The sequence below is a fragment of the Streptomyces sp. NPDC050423 genome, assembly GCF_040655445.1.
GTDB lineage: Bacteria > Actinomycetota > Actinomycetes > Streptomycetales > Streptomycetaceae > Streptomyces.
Window position 1 is genome coordinate 20,580 of sequence record NZ_JBFAJY010000032.1, and the last position, 17,115, is coordinate 37,694.

A 17,115-nucleotide genomic window follows, 5' to 3' on the forward strand; every position below is an offset into this window, starting at 1 on the left:
TCCGTGACTACCTCGATCATCGAAGTCGAGACCAATGGAGTGGAGCGGATCCCCGACGCGGACCGCACCGCCCGCCCCGTCGACCTCTTCAGACTCGCCTTCGGCGGCGCCAACACTTTCGCGACCTGTGTACTGGGCGCCTTCCCCATCCTGTTCGGCCTCTCCTTCTGGCAGGGCCTCGCCGCGACCGTCCTCGGCCTCCTCGTCGGTGCGCTGCTGCTCGCCCCCATGTCGCTCTTCGGCCCGCGCAACGGCACCAACAACGCCGTCTCCTCCTCCGCCCACCTCGGTGTGCACGGCCGGGTCGTCGGTTCGTTCCTCTCGCTGCTCACCGCGGTCGCGTTCTTCTCGATCTCGGTCTGGTCGTCGGGCGACGCGCTCGTCGGCGGCGCGCACCGGCTCGTGAACGTCCCCGAGTCCGACATCACGTACGGCATCGCCTACGCGATCTTCGCCGGGCTCGTCCTGGTGGTCTGCGTCTACGGCTTCCGCTTCATGCTGCTGGTCAACAAGATCGCGGTGGTGGCGGCCTCGGCCCTGTTCATCCTCGGGGCCTTCGCCTTCGCCGGGGACTTCGACGCCGGGTACGCGGGCTCCTTCGCCTCCACTGCCGACCCGCTGTTCTGGCCGTCCTTCGTGGGCGCCGCGCTGATCGTGCTGTCCAACCCCGTCTCGTTCGGCGCCTTCCTCGGTGACTGGTCGCGCTACATCCCGGCCGACACCCCGCGCCGCCGGATCCTGGGCGCGGCGTTCCTCGCCCAGCTCGCCACGCTGCTGCCCTTCGTCTTCGGCCTCGCCACCGCGTCGATCATCGCCACGAAGGCCGCGAGGTACATCGACCCGGACGCCCCCAACTACGTCGGCGGACTGCTCGCCATCTCGCCCGGCTGGTACTTCCTGCCGCTCTGCCTGATCGCCCTGATCGGCGGCCTCTCCACCGGCACGACCGCGCTGTACGGCACCGGCCTCGACGTCTCCAGCGTGTTCACCCGCTTCAGCCGTGTGCAGTCGACGTTCTTCATCGGCGCCCTGTCGATCGCCTTCATCTTCTTCGGCCGGTTCGCGCTCAACCTCGCGCAGTCCATCTCCACGTTCGCGACCCTGATCATCACCTGCACCGCCCCGTGGATGATCGTGATGGCCCTGGGCTACGTCACCCGGCGCGGCTGGTACGACACCGACGCGCTCCAGGTCTTCAACCGCAGGCAGACCGGTGGCCGCTACTGGTTCAACCACGGCTGGAACTGGCGCGGCCTCGCCACCTGGCTGCTCTCCGCCTCGGTGGCGCTCCTCTTCACCAACCTGCCCGGCCAGTTCGTCGGCCCGCTCGGCAACCTCGCGAACGGCACGGACATCTCGCTGCCGGTCGGCCTGATCCTCGCGGCGGTGCTCTACCTCGGCCTGCTGACCGTGTTCCCCGAGCCGCGTGCGGTGTACGGGCCGGACGGGCCCCGCTTCGTCCGGGCCTCGGACACCCCGGTCCCGCCGATCACCAGCACCGACGAGGAACCCGCCCCCGAACCGGCCGCGGCGCTCTGACCCCGGCCTCCTTCCCCGCCCCTCCGTATCCAGGAGCCGTCCATGAGTACGCCCGTCCGGGACACCGAGCAGATCCGCGCCGCCACCGACGCGCTCGTCGCCGCCTTCGCCGAGGGCCGCCTCGACGACTACTTCGGCGCCTTCGCCCCCGACGCGACCTTCGTCTTCCACTCCACCCCGCAGCGGCTCGGCTCCACCGCCGAGTACCGCGCGCTCTGGCAGGAGTGGGTGGACCAGGACGACTTCCGCGTCCTGGACTGCGTCTCGACCGGACAGCTGATCCAGCACTTCGGCTCCACCGCCGTCCTCAGCCATGACGTGGAGACGACGATCTCCACCAAGGACGGCCGGGAGACGGTCCACGAGCGCGAGACGATCGTCTTCGCCCGCGCCGACGACGGCAGCTGGCCCGCCGTCCACGAGCACCTGTCCGCCCGCACGGCCGGCTGACCCGCGCGGCACCGCCGCCCGGCTCCCGGCCCGCAACGCCGCCCGACCACGAGAGAAACCGGTTTACCCCGTATGCCCCTCACGTTCCGCAACTTCATCGACGGTGTCCCCGCGGACGCCTCGGACGGCCGCACACTCGATGTCGTGGACCCGGCGACCGGCGAGGTCTACGCGACCTCCCCGCTCTCCGGAGCGGCCGACGTCGACGCGGCGATGGCCGCCGCCGCTGCCGCCTTCCCCGTCTGGCGCGACACCACCCCCGCCGTGCGCCAGCTGGCCCTCCTGAGGATCGCGGACGCCATGGAGGCGCGGGCCGACGAGCTGGTGGCCGCCGAGAGCCGGGACACCGGCAAGCCGCTGCACCTCACCCGCAGCGAGGAACTGGCGCCCGCCATCGACCAGGTCCGCTTCTTCGCGGGCGCCGCCCGGCTGCTGGAGGGCCGCTCGGCCGGCGAGTACATGGACGGCATGACCTCGATCATCCGCCGCGAGCCGGTCGGCGTCTGCGCCCAGGTCGCCCCGTGGAACTACCCCCTCCTGATGGCCGTCTGGAAGTTCGCCCCGGCGCTCGCCGCGGGCAACGCGGTGGTCCTCAAGCCGTCCGACACCACCCCCGCGTCGACCGCCCTGATCGCGGAGATCATCGGCGGGGTCCTGGAGTCGCTGGAGCTGCCGCGCGGGATCTTCAACGTGGTCTGCGGCGACCGCGAGACCGGCCGGCTGATGGTCGAGCACCCGACCCCGGCGATGGCCTCCATCACCGGTTCGGTACGGGCCGGCATCCAGGTCGCCCAGAGCGCGGCCATCGACGTCAAGCGGGTCCACCTGGAGCTCGGCGGCAAGGCTCCCGCCGTCGTCTTCGAGGACGCGGACCTGGCGAAGGCGGTCGAGGCCCTGATCGTCGGCGGCTTCTTCAACGCCGGGCAGGACTGCACCGCCGCCACCCGGATCCTGGTCCACGAGTCCGTCCACGACGAGTTCGTCACCGCGCTGGCCGAGGCGGCGGCCGGCACGAGGACCGGGCAGCCGGACGACGAGGACGTGCTCTACGGCCCGCTCAACAACGCCGGACAGCTCGCCCAGGTCAGCGGCTTCATCGAGCGGCTCCCCGAGCACGCCAGGGTCGAGGCGGGCGGCCACCGGGTCGGCGTGAAGGGCTACTTCTACGCCCCCACCGTCGTCTCCGGCCTCAAGCAGGACGACGAGATCATCCAGAACGAGGTCTTCGGGCCCGTGATGACCGTCCAGTCGTTCACGGACGAGGCCCAGGCCGTCGCCCACGCCAACGGCGTCGACTACGCCCTGGCCTCCTCGGTGTGGACCAGGGACCACGCCCGCGCGATGCGGATGTCCAGGAACCTCGACTTCGGCTGTGTGTGGATCAACACACACATGGCGCTGGTCGCGGAGATGCCGCACGGCGGATTCAAGAAGTCCGGCTACGGCAAGGACCTCTCCGCCTACGGCTTCGAGGACTACACCCGGATCAAGCACGTCATGACCTCGCTCGACGGCTGACCGCCCACCGGCAGGTGCGCCCCCGCCCCGGCGGGGGCGCACCTGCTTCCGTGCGCCCCCTCCCGTCCTGACATGCGCCTTCTTGTACGGGAACCGGGGGCGTAGGGTCGGACAACGCCTAGCACGGGGGGAACGGCCATGGGGGACGTACGGGTGGCGGCCATCGCCAGTCTCACGCCGCTGGAGGAACTCGACAGCGACCCGTTCCTCGTGGACACCCGCAGCCAGCACGACATGTGCGCCCGCTGGGCCGCCGGCAAGGGCTACGTCGTCACCCGGCAGCTGCGCCTGTACGGACTGCGCCCCGATCACCGGGCGCTCTGGGCCGATGTCGAGGGCGGGGAGGTCGAACTCTTCGTCGCGCCCAACGACCGGGTGCTCGCACGGGCCGTCGCGTCGGTGCCGCGCTTCACGGAGGAGTGTGAGCGGCGCGGCGTACGCCTGGAGATCGCCGGGCTCGACGAGCCGCTCTACAGCTCCCGGACCAAGGCCGGTGTGCACCGCAGGCTCTCCATGCCGACCGCCGGTTACGACGGCTGCTGACCTGCCCGGCCGGAGCTCGCCGGCGGAGCCCGCCGCCCCGTTGTGAAAAGCTGGGGCAGGGCCCGGAACAGCGGGGCCCGGACGTGAGGTGGCAGCGGCGTGGGTGACGGGCGATGGCGAACAGCCGGCAGCGCCCTGATGCGAGTGATTGTGGTGTGGGCGGTCTCGACGCTCACGATGCTTGTGCTCGCCGGGATTCTGCCGGACTTCCAGCTCCAGTCGGACGACGGCGACAGCATCACCAAGACCGCGTTCACCGCGGCCTGGGGCGCGGGCGCGTTCGGTCTGCTCTCCGCACTGGTCTGGCCGGTGCTGGTGAGGGCCCTGCTCATCGTGCCGGCCCTGGTCCTCGGGATGCTGGTCTTCTTCCTCAACGGCTCGCTGCTGCTGATAGCGCTGCGGCTCATACCGGACGGGCGCGGCGCGGCCGACCCGCAGATGGCGGTCGTCGTCGCGGCCGTGATGTCCGCCGTCGCCTCCGCGACCTCCACCGCGCTCGCCGTCCGTGACGACAACGCCTACCGCCGCCGGCTGTCGCGCCTCGCGGACCGGCGCCGCCGCCGCAGCGGCAGGGGCGACGACGCGGACGGGGGGCCGCCCGGCACGGTATTCATCCAGCTCGACGGAGTCGGCCACGACGTCCTCGCACAGGCCGCCGCCGACGGCCTGATGCCGACCGTCGCACACTGGCTGGCCGACGGGGCCGGCCACCGGCTCACCCCGTGGCGCACCGACTGGTCCAGCCAGACCGGCGCCAGCCAGCTCGGCATCCTGCACGGCACCAACTTCGACGTCCCGGCCTTCCGCTGGTACGAGAAGGAGACCGGCGAGGTCATGGTCTCCAGCAGACCGGCGAGCGCCCTCGAAATGCAGCGCCGGGCCGTTGTGCGCACCCGCGACGGCGGACTGCTCACCCTCGACGGGGCCGGCCGCGGCAACCTCTTCAGCGGCGGCGCCGACCAGCTCGCGCTCGTCCTGTCGATGGCCGCCAGACGCGGCAAGGGACGCCGCTCCCGGGCCGGGTACTTCGCCTACTTCTCCGACCCGGCCAACGCCGTCCGTACCGCACTGTCGTTCGTCGCCGAGGTCGGCAGGGAGATCGGCCAGTCGACCCGGGCCCGTATCCGCAAGGAGACGCCCCGGATCAAGCGCGGCGGGCTCTACCCCTTCATCCGGGCCTTCGCGACCATCGTCGAACGCGATGTGGTGGTCGCCGCCGTGATGGGTGACATGTTCGCCGGACGGACCGCGGTCTACGCCGACCTGGTCGCGTACGACGAGGTGGCCCACCACTCCGGGCCGCGGAGCCGGGACGCGGAGAAGGTCCTCGCCCGGCTGGACCGCTCACTCGCCCTGATCGTCAAGGTCGCCGAGCACACCCCGCGCACGTACCGCATCGTGCTCCTGTCGGACCACGGCCAGAGCCCGGGGGAGACCTTCGCGGGGGTGTACGGGCTGACGCTGAAGGACCTGGTGCGGGCGGGCAGCGGGCTGCCGGTGCCCCGCCGGGCGCAGCGCACCCGCAGCGGTTCCGAGGCGCGTGACGCGGTACGGATCGCGCTCCACCGGCCGGTCGACGGGGACCGGCAGGAGAATCCGGCGAACCCCTCGGACCCGGTCGTTCTCGCCTCCGGCAACCTCGGTCTGATCTCCTTCCCCGACATCGCGGGACGCGCCTCCATGGAGCAGCTCGACCGCCGCCACCCCGCGCTGCTCAGCACGCTCGCCAACCACCCCGGCATCGGCTTCCTGCTGGTGCGCAGCGAGGCCCACGGATCGGTGGTGCTGGGGCACGGCGGCGCCCGGATCCCGGTGGCGGAACTGCGGGACGGGGACGGGCCGCTGGCCCCGTTCGGCGCGGGCGCGGCGGCCGCGGTCCGGCGCACCGACACCTTCCCGCACGTCGCCGATGTGATGGTCAACTCGATGCACGACCCGGAAACGGGCACCGTGCACGCCTTCGAGGAACAGATCGGTTCGCACGGGGGCCTGGGCGGCGAGCAGTCCCGGCCCTTCCTGCTCTGGCCGAGCGGGATGACGGACCCGCTCGACGCGGCAGCCGCCGAGGGGGAGGAGCCGCCGGCCGAACTGGTCGGCGCGGAGACCGTGCACCGGGTCCTGAGACGGTGGCTGAACGACGTCTCGGGGCCGCAGGTGCCCGTCGGACAGCGAGACAGGGCGGGCGGCGCCGACGCGCGGGGCTGACCGCCCGCGACAACGCCGGCGGCGTCAGGCCGACCGCCGCCGCACCAGCGTCGGATGGAAGATCACCGACGGCACCGGTTCACCGGGCCTGCCGATCTGCTTCAGCAGCAGCCGGGCCATCTCCGCGGACATCTCCTCCACCGGCTGCCGGACCGTCGTCAGCGGCGGATCACAGGCCGTGGCCGCGCTGCTGTCGTCGAACCCGACGAGGGCGACGTCCTCGGGAATCTCCTTGCCGGCCCGCAGCAGCACCGGAACCGCGCCCAGCGCCATCAGGTCCGAGGCGATGAACACCGCGTCCATATCCGGCCGCTCACCGAGCAGCCGCTTCATCGCCGCCGCGCCGCCCGCATGCGTGAAGTCGCCCTCCGCGGTCGCCACGTCGCCGATGCCGTGCACCGCGAGCGCGTCCAGGAATCCCGCCAGCCGCGCCTGTCCGGCCGGCATGTCCTGCGGGCCGGACACCGTGCCGATCCGGTGGCGGCCCAGCGAGGCGAGGTGGTCGGCGGCCAGCTGCGCCCCCGCCCGCTGGTCGGCCTCGACATAGGTGAGCGGGGTGGGCCGGCGGGGCTCTCCCGCGAGCACGGCGGGCAGTCGGGTGTCGTGCAGCAGCCCCGGCAGCGGGTCGTCCGCGTGCGAGGAGATGAGCACCACCCCGTCGACGTGGCCGTGGCGCAGGTACGACAGCAACTGGTCGCGGGACGGCCGGTCGTCGGCCAGCATCAGCACCAGCTGGATGCCGGCCGGGCGCAGGACTTCGAGCAGTCCGCTGACCACCCGCCCGAAGTACGGATCGGAGAACATCCGGCCGACGAAGGGTTCGGAGACCGGGCGGCGTTCCTTTTCGGAGACGACGAGCGCGACCGAGTCGGTGCGCCGGGTCACCAGCGAACGGGCCGCGCGGTTGGGCACGTACCCGGTGGCGTCCACGGCCTCCTCGACCATCCGGCGCAGCGCGGGGTCCACGGTCGTCGCACCGTTGATCACCCGGGAGACCGTGGCCCGGGACACTCCCGCCACACCGGCCACGTCCTCCAGGGTGGCGGGGCGGGCGGGCAGCGGTGCGTCGGCAGTCATGCAGCCTTTATACCGGGGGGTACGACCGGTCCGGAAACGCGTACGGAGCCCTGGGGCCGTGCGGGGCGGGGTGTCAGCCGGCGCTCCCGGGCGGGTCCGGAAGCCGGTCGAGTTCGGCGAGTTCAGCCTTGCGCGCCGACACCAGGGCGGTGGCGAGCCGCTTGGCGTCGGGCCTGGTCCCGGACTCCGTCTCGGAGCGCGACACCTGGGCGGACTGGCGCAGATGGTCACGGATCCGGGCCGTGAGGAGGTGGTCGAACGCGCGGCCCTCGACGGCGCGGGCCTGTTCGAGGATGCGCTCCGTCACCATTCCCGGCATGTCGTGTCCCTCGTGCACATTGGTGTCCGGCAGCCCCATCCGGGCCAGCAGCGGTCGCAGCCGGGCGAGTTCGCCGTTCTGCGCGGTACGGAGTCCGGCCGCCCAGCTCCGCACCCGCGGATCGCCGGCGCGCTGCCCGGCGAGCGACAGCAGCGCCACGGCCTGCTCGTTCATCGGGGTCATCAGCTGGGCCCAGGCGGCATCGGTCGGATCGGCCGGGCCCGCGGCGGTGGGGGGTGCGACGGCGGAGACCGAGGGGACCGGCGTGGCCGGGCGCTCCGCGTCCGCCGGGGCCGCGCATCCGGCCAGGAGGAGGAGCAGGGACAGCGCTGCGGTGCTGCGGGCCGCCTTCATGACGAGATCCTCGGGGAAGGCCCGCCCGGGGCGTGGGGCCCCGGACAGGCATCGGACGGACAACGGCCGTTCTCCGGTGGGCGGTGGCCGGTCAGGGGGTGCCGTCGGCCCCGCACTTCACGATGGCGTTGATGCAGTCGCGGACCCGCTGAGCCATCTCGGCCTCGGGCCACACGTTGAAGAAGTCACCGTGCATGGTGTAGCCGGGGCCTGACGCCAGACGGAACCGGGCCGGGTCGCCGTTGACCGGGTAGCGGAGCACCTGACGGAGCTTGGGCACCGGGACCGGGTGGGTCGAGGGGCATTCGCCGTTGACCGGATACGCCATGTGGCTCTTGTGGTCGGCGGAGTCGAGATCCGTCCCGTTCCAGCACTGCGGGAAGTCCAGGTACGACTCCAGCATCGCGTCCGCCGGGCAGTTCACGAAGTCGTGCGACGGGTTGACCTCGCCGTGGTGAAGACACGACCAGCGCGAGATCGTGTTGTCGTCGGGACCGGTCGCCTTCGCGTTCCCCGCGACGATGCGCAGCCCGCGGGGGAGGGGCTGGATCCGCTGGATGACGTCGTCCCGGACCCCCTCGCCCAGGTAGTAGAACGTGGTGCCGGTGGGTTCGACCTCCTTGTCGCCGTCGTACAGCGTGGGCACCCAGTACGACGACAGGTCCGTGTCCGGCGAGCAGCTGCTCCTGGCCCGCTCCAGCGAGGCCAGGTCGGAGTTGCCGTTGGTCGAGTCGTTGCCGAAGAAGCTGTGCATGTGCGAGGCGCCGGGCAGGCCCGGGAAGACGATCGGGTCGTCGGGTGCCCGGTGGGTGTACGGGCACTCGGCGAGGAATTCGGCCACCCGGACGACGTCCGCGGCGGCCCTGGGGGCCGTAGAGGCGTTCGTGACCGCGTCCGGCGCGGCGGACGCGTTGCCGGTGGTGGACTGGAGGAAGGACAGCGCGAGCGCGGCGGCGACGAGCCCCGCGATGCGGTACCGCCGGGGCGGCAGGGTTCTGCGGTGGCTTTGTTCGCCGGTGCGTCGATGACGGAGGAAGAGCACGGCACTCCTGTTCGGAGGAAGTGGGGGTTCCTTGATCGTGCGAGAGAGCGCTCTCTCGTAGGAACGTAAAAGGGTGTTCCGGGCATGTCAATAGAGCGCACAGAGATGCAACTCACTGCTATTTGAAGCTAGTTGAGACGCCTTCCGATTGAGAGAGCGCTCTCCTGTGTGTGGTTTCCACGGAAGCCGTCACATACGGGGGCGGCCGGCGGTCCGAGGGGTTCGCGGGGCGGTGGCCGCACCCCGCTGCCGGCGACCGTTGATGCCCCTATTGGTGGTCAAGCGGTCTGGAGTCGGTCGCGGTATGCGTGGGCGAGGTTGTCGAGTCGGCGGATTCCGCGTTGCACGTCGGAGATTCTGGTCGGTCGCACGCCGAGGTGTCGTGCGGCGGCGGTGAGCGTGATGTTCTTGGACTGCCGCGGGGGACGTAGGTCCGCGATCCCGGGAGCGTTGACCGTGGTGGTCGGGCAGCGGATGGTCTCGCGGGCCATGGCTCGTTTCAGGAGGCGGGTGATCTCCTTCTTCGTCCGTCCGGCGGCAGTCTGACGTGCGGTGTACTCGCGGGTGCGGGCGTCACTGGCCATGTGGACCGGGGCGATGCGGTAGAGGGCGGCGTTGGCTGCCCTGTCGCCTCCGCGGGACTGGCGGTGGCGGTTGGTCCTGCCGCTGGAGGCAGGCACCGGCGCGGCCCCGCAGAGGGCGGCGAATGAAGCCTCGGTCCGCATGCGTTGGGCGTTGCCGCCTGCTGTGATCAGCAGGTGCGCGGCGGTGTCGGGGCCGGCCCCGTAGGAGGAGGTGTCTTCCACACCGATCGCCATCACGTGGCCGTGGGCGTGGATGAACGCCAGTGCGGCGGCGTATCCGGCGGTGGTGGTGAACTCGGCGTCGGCGAGGTGGCCGCCGTTGTCGCTGATGACAGCGATGTGGAGGGTGTCGGTATGGGAGTCGACGCCGGCGAACACGTTCTGGGTGGTGCCTCCGATGCGTTCCCGGGCCGCTGCTGCCGTGCTGGTGAACGCCTTCCTGGCTGGAGGTGGCGTCGGCCGGGTGGCTCGGACAGGACATTGAAGGGGCTTCTGACCGAGCTCCTGTCAGGTCATGATCTGCCCGGCCGAAGCCTTGGGAAGCAGCTCCCGGCGGTCGGGCAGAACAACGCGAAGACAGCCCAGCAGGGCGTCAGTCAGTGGCTGAGCCACGACCACCGGAAGCTGCTTACGAGCATCAATGTCAGTGGTGGGCGGCAGGATGGAGGGCATGACGAACTCAGCTGTTGTGCTCGCCGATACCGCGGCCTACACCGTCGCGGTCGAAGAGGCGTCGCAGGCCGCCGCCGCGTACTACGCCACGGGCGAGAGCACGCTCGACGACGATGCGTACGACCGGCTGGCGCGCGGGATCGCCGTGTACGAGCAGGCCCACCCGCAGGAGGTGCTGGCCGACTCGCCGACCGGCAAGGTGGCGGGCGGCGCCGCGGTCGGGGATGTGCCGCACACGGTGCCGATGCTCTCCCTGGACAACGTCTTCTCGGCGGAGCAGTTCGTGACCTGGACCGCGTCGCTGGAGCGCCGGATAGGCAGGCCGGTCGCGGCCTGGAGCGTCGAGCCGAAGCTCGACGGGCTGGCGGTCGCTGCCCGTTACCGCGAGGGCCGGCTGGAGCAGCTGATCACCCGCGGCGACGGCACGGCGGGTGAGGACGTCTCGCACGCGATCGGCACCGTCGTCGGACTTCCCGGGCAGCTCGCCGAGCCGGTCACGATCGAGGTGCGCGGCGAGATCCTCATGACGGCCGAGCAGTTCGCACAGGCCAATACGGTCCGCACCGAACACGGCGGCGCCCCCTTCGCCAACGCGCGCAACGGCGCGGCGGGCACCCTGCGCGCCAAGGACCGCCCCTACACCGTGGAGATGACGTTCTTCGCGTACGGCGCCCTGCCGCTGCCCGGCTCCGGTGAGCCGGCCGGCGCACTGGAGGAGCTGCCCCACAGCGAAGTCCTCGGCCGTGCGGCGGAGCTCGGCGTGCACACCGCCGCGGACACGGACGTGGCGCCGCGCACCGTCACCACCGTCGAGGACGTCCAGCTGCGGGTCGAGGAGATCGCTGCGCTGCGCGCCTCGTTGCCCTTCGGGATCGACGGCATCGTGATCAAGGCCGACCTCGCCGTCGACCGGCAGGACGCCGGCTCGGGCACCCGGGCACCGCGCTGGGCCATCGCGTACAAGCTGCCGGCCGTCGAGAAGGTCACCCGGCTCCTCGGCGTCGAGTGGAACGTGGGCCGCACCGGCATCATCGCGCCGCGTGCGGTGCTGGAGCCGGTCGAGATCGACGGATCGACCGTCGGCTACGCCACCCTGCACAACCCGGCCGACATCACCCGCCGCGATCTGCGTCTGGGTGACCACGTGATGGTCTACAAGGCGGGCGACATCATTCCCCGCGTCGAGGCCCCCGTCGCCCATCTGCGGACCGGCGAGGAGCAGCCGGTCGTCTTCCCCGAGGCCTGCCCGCAGTGCGGCTCCGAGATCGACACGAGCGAGCAGCGCTGGCGCTGCGTCCGTGGCCGGAACTGCCACCTCGTCGCCTCCGTCTCGTACGCGGCGGGGCGCGACCAGCTCGATATCGAGGGCCTCGGCGCGACCCGGGTCGTCCAGCTCGTCGATGCCGGTCTGGTCAGCGACTTCGCCGATCTGTTCGCACTGGAACGCGGGCAGCTGCTCGGACTGGAGCGGATGGGCGACACCAGTACCGACAATCTGCTGGCCGCGATCGACACGGCACGCGCCCAGCCGCTCTCGCGGGTGTTCTGCGCCCTGGGGGTGCGCGGCACCGGACGTTCCATGTCGCGGCGGATCGCCCGGTATTTCGCGGACATGGACCGCATCAGGGCCGCCGACGCCGAGACGCTCCAGCTCGTCGACGGCATCGGCAAGGAGAAGGCCGCGGGTGTCGTCGCGGAGCTGGTGGAGCTGGCCCCGCTGATCGAGAAGCTGGTCGCCGCCGGGGTCAACATGACGGAGCCGGGCGCGACCCCGCCCCCGGAGCCGGGCGAGGAGGCCGACACGGACGGCGAGGGCGGGGACGGGCGGCCGCTGGCCGGGATGACCGTGGTGGTCACCGGGGCGATGACGGGCGCGCTGGAGAAGCTCTCGCGCAATGAGATGAACGAGCTGATCGAGCGGGCGGGCGGGAAGGCCTCCTCCAGCGTCTCCAAGCGCACCGCGCTGCTGGTGGCCGGCGAGAAGGCCGGTTCCAAGCGCACCAAGGCGCAGGACCTGGGCATCCGGATCGCCGCCCCCGAGGAGTTCGCCGAGCTGATCGAGCAGTTCCTGCAGTCCGAGGAGTTCCTGCCGTCCGAGGAGTGAGGTCGGGCCCTTGGATTTTGCGTGGGAGTGGCTTTCTTTGCCTACCTATTGCATAGTGAGGGATCGGTCATGCCTCGCTATCAGCGGGTCAATGGGTGTGTGCACGGCTGCGACAGCAGACCGGGGGTGAGGGGCGATGCGTTCTTTGCGCGACGGACAGCGACACGTTCGCTCCGTCCACCGGCAGCACCGGGGAGTGACCCGGGGGCTCGCGCTCGACCTCGGCAGCTCCCGGACCCGCGCCTGGGTCCCCGGGCAGGGCGTCGTCGTCGACACCGGAGACGGCCCCGGCGGTGAGTACGGCCAGGGCGGCCCGGTACGGCGCGGACGCATCGTCGACACCGAGTCCTGCGGGCGGATGCTCGGCCGCATCACCGACACGGCCCTGGGCGCCGACCGCAGCGACACCGTGATCGTCCTCAGCCACCCCGTGCTCGCGGGCGCCGAACACCGCGCCGCCGCACGGGAGATCCTTGCCACGCTCGGCCCTTCGAGCGTCATCGTCCTGGACAGCGCCAGGGCCGCCGCCGCGTACGCCGGCCCGCAGGACGGCGGCCCGCTGCTGGTCGTCGACATCGGCGCCGAACTGACCGAGGCGACGCTCCTGGTGGACGGGCTGGTCCGCGACGCGCGGCTGGCCGAGACCGGGCTCAGCGATCTGGAACCCGGCGATCCGCCCACCGCCGTCGTCCGGGCCGTCCTGGACATGATCATGACGATGTGGCAGCAGGACCGCCACGGCGCGGTGCTCGGCGCCCTGCGCAAGGGCCCGCTGCTCGCCGGAGGCGGTGCGCTGCGCCCGGACGTCACCAATCGGATCGCGCTCCGCCTCGGCGTTCCGGTCCGCCTCCCGGACGACCCGGCGACCACGGTCGTGCGCGGGGCCGGGCTGGTCCTCAGCTCCGTGCTCCGCCACGCCGCGGTCGCACCGGCCCTGCCCGGCCGAGCCGGGTGACCCCCCTCCCGGGGGAGTCCCGGGGCGGCGCGCACCCGCGGGACCGGCCGGACGCCGCGGCGCGCCGCCGTCGCGCGGTTTCGGCACGGCAGTTCCTCGCCGCGCTGCTCCTCGCCGTCCTCACCGTCGCCGGCGGCGCGCCCGCGGCCGCCGGAGCCGGGCTCCCCGCCCGGCCCGCGGCCGGTCCGGCGTCCCTCGGCGCCCACGACATCCAGGGTGCCCACGACGTCCCCCGCGGCCGTACCCGGGCCGCCGCCGGGAGCCTGCGGCCGGGACCGGAGACCGTGCCCCAGCCGTGGGTCGCCGCCGAACACCCCCGTCCCCCTCAGCACCTCCCGCCGCCCGGTCCCGGGTCCCCGCTCCCCAGCCCGCCCGGCCTCCCGCTGCCGCACCCCGTCCCCGGATGCACCCTCACCGGACCCCCGGCCGCCGCCGACCGCTTCCGCACCGCGCTCCCCGGTGTGCGCGGGCCTCCGGGTACGGCTTTTAACCGGCCGTGGGACCCGTCACCGGTCCCGTCCCGCACCCCTGCCGCGGCGCCCTGACCGAGGGGCCCGGCGCCCCTCGGAGGAAACCCATGACTCGCGCCACCATGGTGCGGGCGGTTCTGGCTCTGGCCGTATCGCTCGTCGCCGTGCTCATCACGCTGACCATGTCCCCCAGACTCGGCCTCGACCTCCAGGGCGGCACCAGGATGGTGCTCCAGGCCAAGGACTCCGACACCGCGAAGGCGGACCGCGACAGCACCGACCGCACCCTGGAGGTGCTGCGCAAACGCATCGACTCACTCGGTGTCGCGGAACCGACCCTGACCCGCTCCGGCGAGGACCGGATCATCGTCGAACTCCCGGACGTCCAGGACCCGCGCAAGGCCGCCGAGGTCATCGGCAAGACCGCGCAGCTGACGTTCCACGCCGTGCAGGGCCCCGGAGCGCCGGACGGCTCCGGGACCGCGGACGGGCTGACGCTCCCCGACGAGCAGGGCAGCCGCCTCGCCCTGGGCCCTGCCGCGCTCTCCGGCGCGGGCGTCAAGGACGCCTCCGCCTCGTTCGACGCCCAGCAGGGAGCCGGCTGGTCCGTCTCCCTGGACTTCCACAAGGACGCCGGACGGGACTGGACCCGGCTGACCGGGGAGGCCGCCTGCCACCCGGTCCAGGACGAGCGGCGCCGCGTCGCCATCGTCCTGGACAAGCAGGTGATCTCCTCGCCGCAGGTCTCCCCGACCGTCGGCTGCAACACCGGCCTGCCCTCCGGCTCCACCCAGATCACCGGCTCCTTCAGCGCCGACGAGGCCCGTGAGCTCGCCCTGCTGATCCAGGGCGGGGCGCTGCCGGTGCCCGTCGAGATCGTTGAGCAGCGGACCGTCGGCCCGACGCTCGGGGCCGCCGCCATCGACGCCAGCGCCCGCGCCGCCCTCATCGGCGCCGCGGCCACGGCACTGTTCATCACCGTCGTCTACCGGCTCTTCGGCGCGCTCGCCGCCGTAGCCCTCGGCGCCTACGGAGTGATCTCGTACGCAGCGCTCGTCGCGCTCGGCGTCACCCTCACCCTGCCCGGACTCGCCGGATTCGTCCTGGCCATCGGTATGGCGGTCGATGCCAACGTGCTGGTCTTCGAACGGGCCAGAGAGGAACACGCCCAGTATCCGGGCCGGTCCCTGCGCACCTCGCTGACCGCCGGGTTCCGGCATGCCTGGAGCGCCGTCGCCGACTCCAACGTGACGACACTGATCGCGGCGGGACTGCTCTTCTTCCTCGGCTCGGGCCCGGTCAAGGGCTTCGGTCTCACGCTCGGCATCGGTGTCCTCGCGTCGATGTTCTCCGCACTGGTCATCGCCCGCGCCCTCACCGAGACCGCCGCGGGCTCGAAGTTCGTCGGCGACTACCGGGGCATCAACGGCATCGCCAGCCCCGGCCGGGTACGGACCTGGCTGAACCGCCGCGATCCGCAGCTGATGCGGTTCCCGCGCCGCTGGCTCATGGTCTCCGCGGTGCTGATCGCCGTGGCGGTGACCGGCATCCTGGTGCGCGGGGTCAACCTCGGCGTCGAATTCACCGGGGGCCGCCTCGTCGAGTACGCGACCAGCCGCCCCGTCGACGTCGAGACCGCCCGTTCCGCGCTGGCCGGCGCCGGCTTCGCCGACGCCGAGGTCACCACGGCGGGTGCGGGCGACATCTCGGTGAGGACCGGGGAGCTCGACAACGCCGGCGAACACGCGGTGCGCGCCGCCCTGGCCGAGGAGGGCGGTGAGACCACCAAGGTGCGGGACGAGCTCATCGGCCCCAGCCTGGGCGACGAACTGCGGCGCAACGCCCTGATCGCGCTGGCCATCGCCGTCCTCGTCCAGCTGGTCTATCTGGCCGCCCGGTTCCGCTGGACGTTCGCGGTGGCCTCGGTCGGGGCGCTGGTCCACGACGTGATCATTCTGGTGGGTGCCTTCGCCTGGCTGGGACGCACCGTGGACGGCATCTTCCTGGCGGCGCTCCTCACCGTCATCGGGTACTCCGTCAACGACTCGGTGGTGGTCTTCGACCGGGTCCGGGAGCTGTGGGCCAAGGCCCGCCGGGAGCCGCTCTCGGCAGTGGCGAACCGGGCCGTGCTGCAGACGGTTCCCAGAACCGTCAACACCGGGATGGGCGCCCTGTTCATCCTCGTAGCGCTGGCCGTCCTGGGTGGTGACTCGCTCGCGGACTTCGCCCTCGCCCTGCTGATCGGCATCGTCGTGGGGACGTACTCCTCGGTCATGACCGCCGTGCCGGCCGCACTTCTCCTGGAGCGCGGCAGCAAGGCCCCGCCGCCCGTCCGCAAGAGCACCCGGCGCGGCAAATCCGGTGCCGGGCGCCGCGACCCGCTCGACAACGGGGCGCGCGTGTAACCCGGTCGCCACGCCGTCGCCCCCGCGCCGCCGAGCGGCGCGGGGGCGACGCGCGTCGGTCGTGGCATTCGCACCGGGCACAGGCACAATCCTGATCAACCACCCCGTGATCGGAGCGTGCCTGTGCCCGTCGTGCTGCGTGAGGCATGGACCACCCTCGTACCGGACATGAACGACCGGCACGGGCCGCTGCCGCCGCTGATGCTCGCCCTGACCGTCGTCACCGGACTGGTCGACGCCGTCAGCTATCTGCAACTGGGCCGGGTCTTCGTCGCGAACATGACCGGAAATGTGGTCTTCTCCGGCTTCGCGTTCGCCGGAGCCCCCGGCTTCTCCCTGGCCGCCTCGCTCGTCGCGCTGGGCGCGTTCGTGGCCGGGGCGCTGGCGGGCGGCCTGATCGTCCACCGCTCCCACGCCCACCGCGGCCGCATGCTGCTGCACGCGCTGTGCGTCGAGACCCTGTGCGTACTGGCCGCCCTGGTCGTCACGCTGACCTCCGGCAGCCCGTACGACGGCGGCGTGCGGTTCGCCCTCATCGTGCTGCTCGCCCTGGGCCTCGGCGTGCAGAACGCCGTCTCGCGGGCGCTCGCCGTACCCGACCTCACCACCACCGTGCTGACCCTGACCATCACCGGCATCGCCTCCGACGGACGGCTCGCGGGGGGCGGCGGCAGCAGGGCCGGCCGCCGGATCCTCTCGGCCGCCGCCATGCTGGCCGGTGCCCTGGTCGGAGCCGTGGCCGTGCTGCACGGACATCCGACGCTGCCGCTGGTCCTGGCCGCGGCGATCCTCGCGGTGGTGTGCCTGGCCGCGCAGGTCCTGGCGCGGGCGGAGGGCCCGTGGACCCTGCCCGTCGTCAAGAAGTAGCGGACGGCGGG

14 protein-coding genes and 1 pseudogene are annotated in these 17,115 nt (G+C 72.2%); 10 read left to right on the plus strand and 5 right to left on the minus strand.

Features of this window, described 5'->3' with window-relative positions; all coding sequences use genetic code 11:
* The first annotated feature begins 3 nt into the window (after window positions 1-3).
* From AB0I52_RS22880 to AB0I52_RS22900, 5 genes are all read left to right on the plus strand, one after another.
* Window positions 4-1,539: a cytosine permease gene (locus AB0I52_RS22880; protein WP_363075351.1), complete on the plus strand. Its 1,536-nt coding sequence runs from the start codon at window positions 4-6 to the stop codon at window positions 1,537-1,539.
* 42 nt (window positions 1,540-1,581) lie between these two features.
* The gene (locus tag AB0I52_RS22885; RefSeq protein ID WP_363075353.1) at window positions 1,582-1,989 is read left to right on the plus strand and encodes a nuclear transport factor 2 family protein; all 408 of its coding nucleotides are present in this window, start codon (window positions 1,582-1,584) and stop codon (window positions 1,987-1,989) included.
* A 72-nt stretch (window positions 1,990-2,061) separates the two neighbouring features.
* The gene (locus AB0I52_RS22890; protein ID WP_363075355.1) at window positions 2,062-3,507 is read left to right on the plus strand and encodes a gamma-aminobutyraldehyde dehydrogenase; all 1,446 of its coding nucleotides are present in this window, start codon (window positions 2,062-2,064) and stop codon (window positions 3,505-3,507) included.
* Window positions 3,508-3,645: 138 nt separating this feature from the next.
* The gene (locus AB0I52_RS22895) at window positions 3,646-4,050 is read left to right on the plus strand and encodes a hypothetical protein (RefSeq protein WP_363075357.1); all 405 of its coding nucleotides are present in this window, start codon (window positions 3,646-3,648) and stop codon (window positions 4,048-4,050) included.
* A gap of 138 nt (window positions 4,051-4,188) precedes the next feature.
* Window positions 4,189-6,255: a phage holin family protein gene (locus AB0I52_RS22900; RefSeq protein ID WP_363075359.1), complete on the plus strand. Its 2,067-nt coding sequence runs from the start codon at window positions 4,189-4,191 to the stop codon at window positions 6,253-6,255.
* A gap of 24 nt (window positions 6,256-6,279) precedes the next feature.
* Here AB0I52_RS22900 and AB0I52_RS22905 read toward each other — a convergent pair whose 3' ends face one another.
* The 5 genes and pseudogenes from AB0I52_RS22905 to AB0I52_RS22925 all read right to left on the minus strand — a co-directional run bounded on the left by AB0I52_RS22905 (window position 6,280) and on the right by AB0I52_RS22925 (window position 10,303).
* Window positions 6,280-7,332: a LacI family DNA-binding transcriptional regulator gene (locus AB0I52_RS22905; protein ID WP_363075361.1), complete on the minus strand. Its 1,053-nt coding sequence runs from the start codon at window positions 7,330-7,332 to the stop codon at window positions 6,280-6,282.
* A gap of 73 nt (window positions 7,333-7,405) precedes the next feature.
* On the minus strand, window positions 7,406-8,005 hold the full coding sequence (locus tag AB0I52_RS22910) for a DUF305 domain-containing protein (protein ID WP_363075363.1): 600 nt from the start codon (window positions 8,003-8,005) through the stop codon (window positions 7,406-7,408).
* Between the two features lie 91 nt (window positions 8,006-8,096).
* Window positions 8,097-9,047, minus strand: coding sequence for a DUF1996 domain-containing protein (locus AB0I52_RS22915; RefSeq protein ID WP_363075365.1), 951 nt, complete (start codon window positions 9,045-9,047; stop codon window positions 8,097-8,099).
* A 479-nt stretch (window positions 9,048-9,526) separates the two neighbouring features.
* Window positions 9,527-9,826 (minus strand): annotated as a pseudogene (locus AB0I52_RS22920) (transposase); the annotation flags it as partial.
* Between the two features lie 312 nt (window positions 9,827-10,138).
* Entirely contained in the window at window positions 10,139-10,303 is a 165-nt protein-coding gene (locus AB0I52_RS22925; RefSeq protein ID WP_363075468.1) for a hypothetical protein, read from the minus strand.
* Here AB0I52_RS22925 and ligA point away from each other — a divergent pair.
* The 5 genes from ligA (at window position 10,293) to AB0I52_RS22950 (ending at window position 17,104) form a co-directional block, all read left to right on the plus strand.
* A complete protein-coding gene (gene ligA / locus AB0I52_RS22930; RefSeq protein WP_363075367.1) occupies window positions 10,293-12,407 on the plus strand; it encodes an NAD-dependent DNA ligase LigA in 2,115 nt (704 codons plus the stop codon). The two genes, AB0I52_RS22925 and ligA, sit on opposite strands and share 11 nt — an antisense overlap.
* Before the next feature lie 136 nt (window positions 12,408-12,543).
* On the plus strand, window positions 12,544-13,362 hold the full coding sequence (locus AB0I52_RS22935; RefSeq protein WP_363075369.1) for a rod shape-determining protein MreC: 819 nt from the start codon (window positions 12,544-12,546) through the stop codon (window positions 13,360-13,362).
* Complete coding sequence (locus AB0I52_RS22940) at window positions 13,359-13,907, plus strand: hypothetical protein (protein WP_363075371.1); 549 nt, start codon at window positions 13,359-13,361, stop codon at window positions 13,905-13,907. The genes AB0I52_RS22935 and AB0I52_RS22940 overlap by 4 nt, the downstream gene beginning before the upstream one ends.
* A gap of 32 nt (window positions 13,908-13,939) precedes the next feature.
* Window positions 13,940-16,237 carry a protein translocase subunit SecD gene (gene secD, locus AB0I52_RS22945; protein ID WP_363075373.1) on the plus strand — a complete coding sequence of 766 codons (2,298 nt, stop codon included), beginning with the start codon at window positions 13,940-13,942 and terminating at the stop codon, window positions 16,235-16,237.
* A gap of 123 nt (window positions 16,238-16,360) precedes the next feature.
* On the plus strand, window positions 16,361-17,104 hold the full coding sequence (locus tag AB0I52_RS22950; RefSeq protein ID WP_363075460.1) for a YoaK family protein: 744 nt from the start codon (window positions 16,361-16,363) through the stop codon (window positions 17,102-17,104).
* The last annotated feature ends 11 nt before the right edge of the window (window positions 17,105-17,115 follow it).

What these genes read in the sequence shown, in the direction of transcription:
- AB0I52_RS22910 (WP_363075363.1), bottom strand. Translation starts at nt 8,005, where the DNA reads ATGAAGGCGGCCCGCAGCACCGCAGCGCTGTCCCTGCTCCTCCTCCTG.
- ligA (WP_363075367.1), top strand. Translation starts at nt 10,293, where the DNA reads ATGGAGGGCATGACGAACTCAGCTGTTGTGCTCGCCGATACCGCGGCC.
- AB0I52_RS22895 (WP_363075357.1), top strand. Translation starts at nt 3,646, where the DNA reads ATGGGGGACGTACGGGTGGCGGCCATCGCCAGTCTCACGCCGCTGGAG.
- secD (WP_363075373.1), top strand. Translation starts at nt 13,940, where the DNA reads ATGACTCGCGCCACCATGGTGCGGGCGGTTCTGGCTCTGGCCGTATCG.
- AB0I52_RS22935 (WP_363075369.1), top strand. Translation starts at nt 12,544, where the DNA reads ATGCGTTCTTTGCGCGACGGACAGCGACACGTTCGCTCCGTCCACCGG.
- AB0I52_RS22900 (WP_363075359.1), top strand. Translation starts at nt 4,189, where the DNA reads ATGCGAGTGATTGTGGTGTGGGCGGTCTCGACGCTCACGATGCTTGTG.
- AB0I52_RS22890 (WP_363075355.1), top strand. Translation starts at nt 2,062, where the DNA reads ATGCCCCTCACGTTCCGCAACTTCATCGACGGTGTCCCCGCGGACGCC.
- AB0I52_RS22905 (WP_363075361.1), bottom strand. Translation starts at nt 7,332, where the DNA reads ATGACTGCCGACGCACCGCTGCCCGCCCGCCCCGCCACCCTGGAGGAC.
- AB0I52_RS22885 (WP_363075353.1), top strand. Translation starts at nt 1,582, where the DNA reads ATGAGTACGCCCGTCCGGGACACCGAGCAGATCCGCGCCGCCACCGAC.
- AB0I52_RS22925 (WP_363075468.1), bottom strand. Translation starts at nt 10,303, where the DNA reads ATGCCCTCCATCCTGCCGCCCACCACTGACATTGATGCTCGTAAGCAG.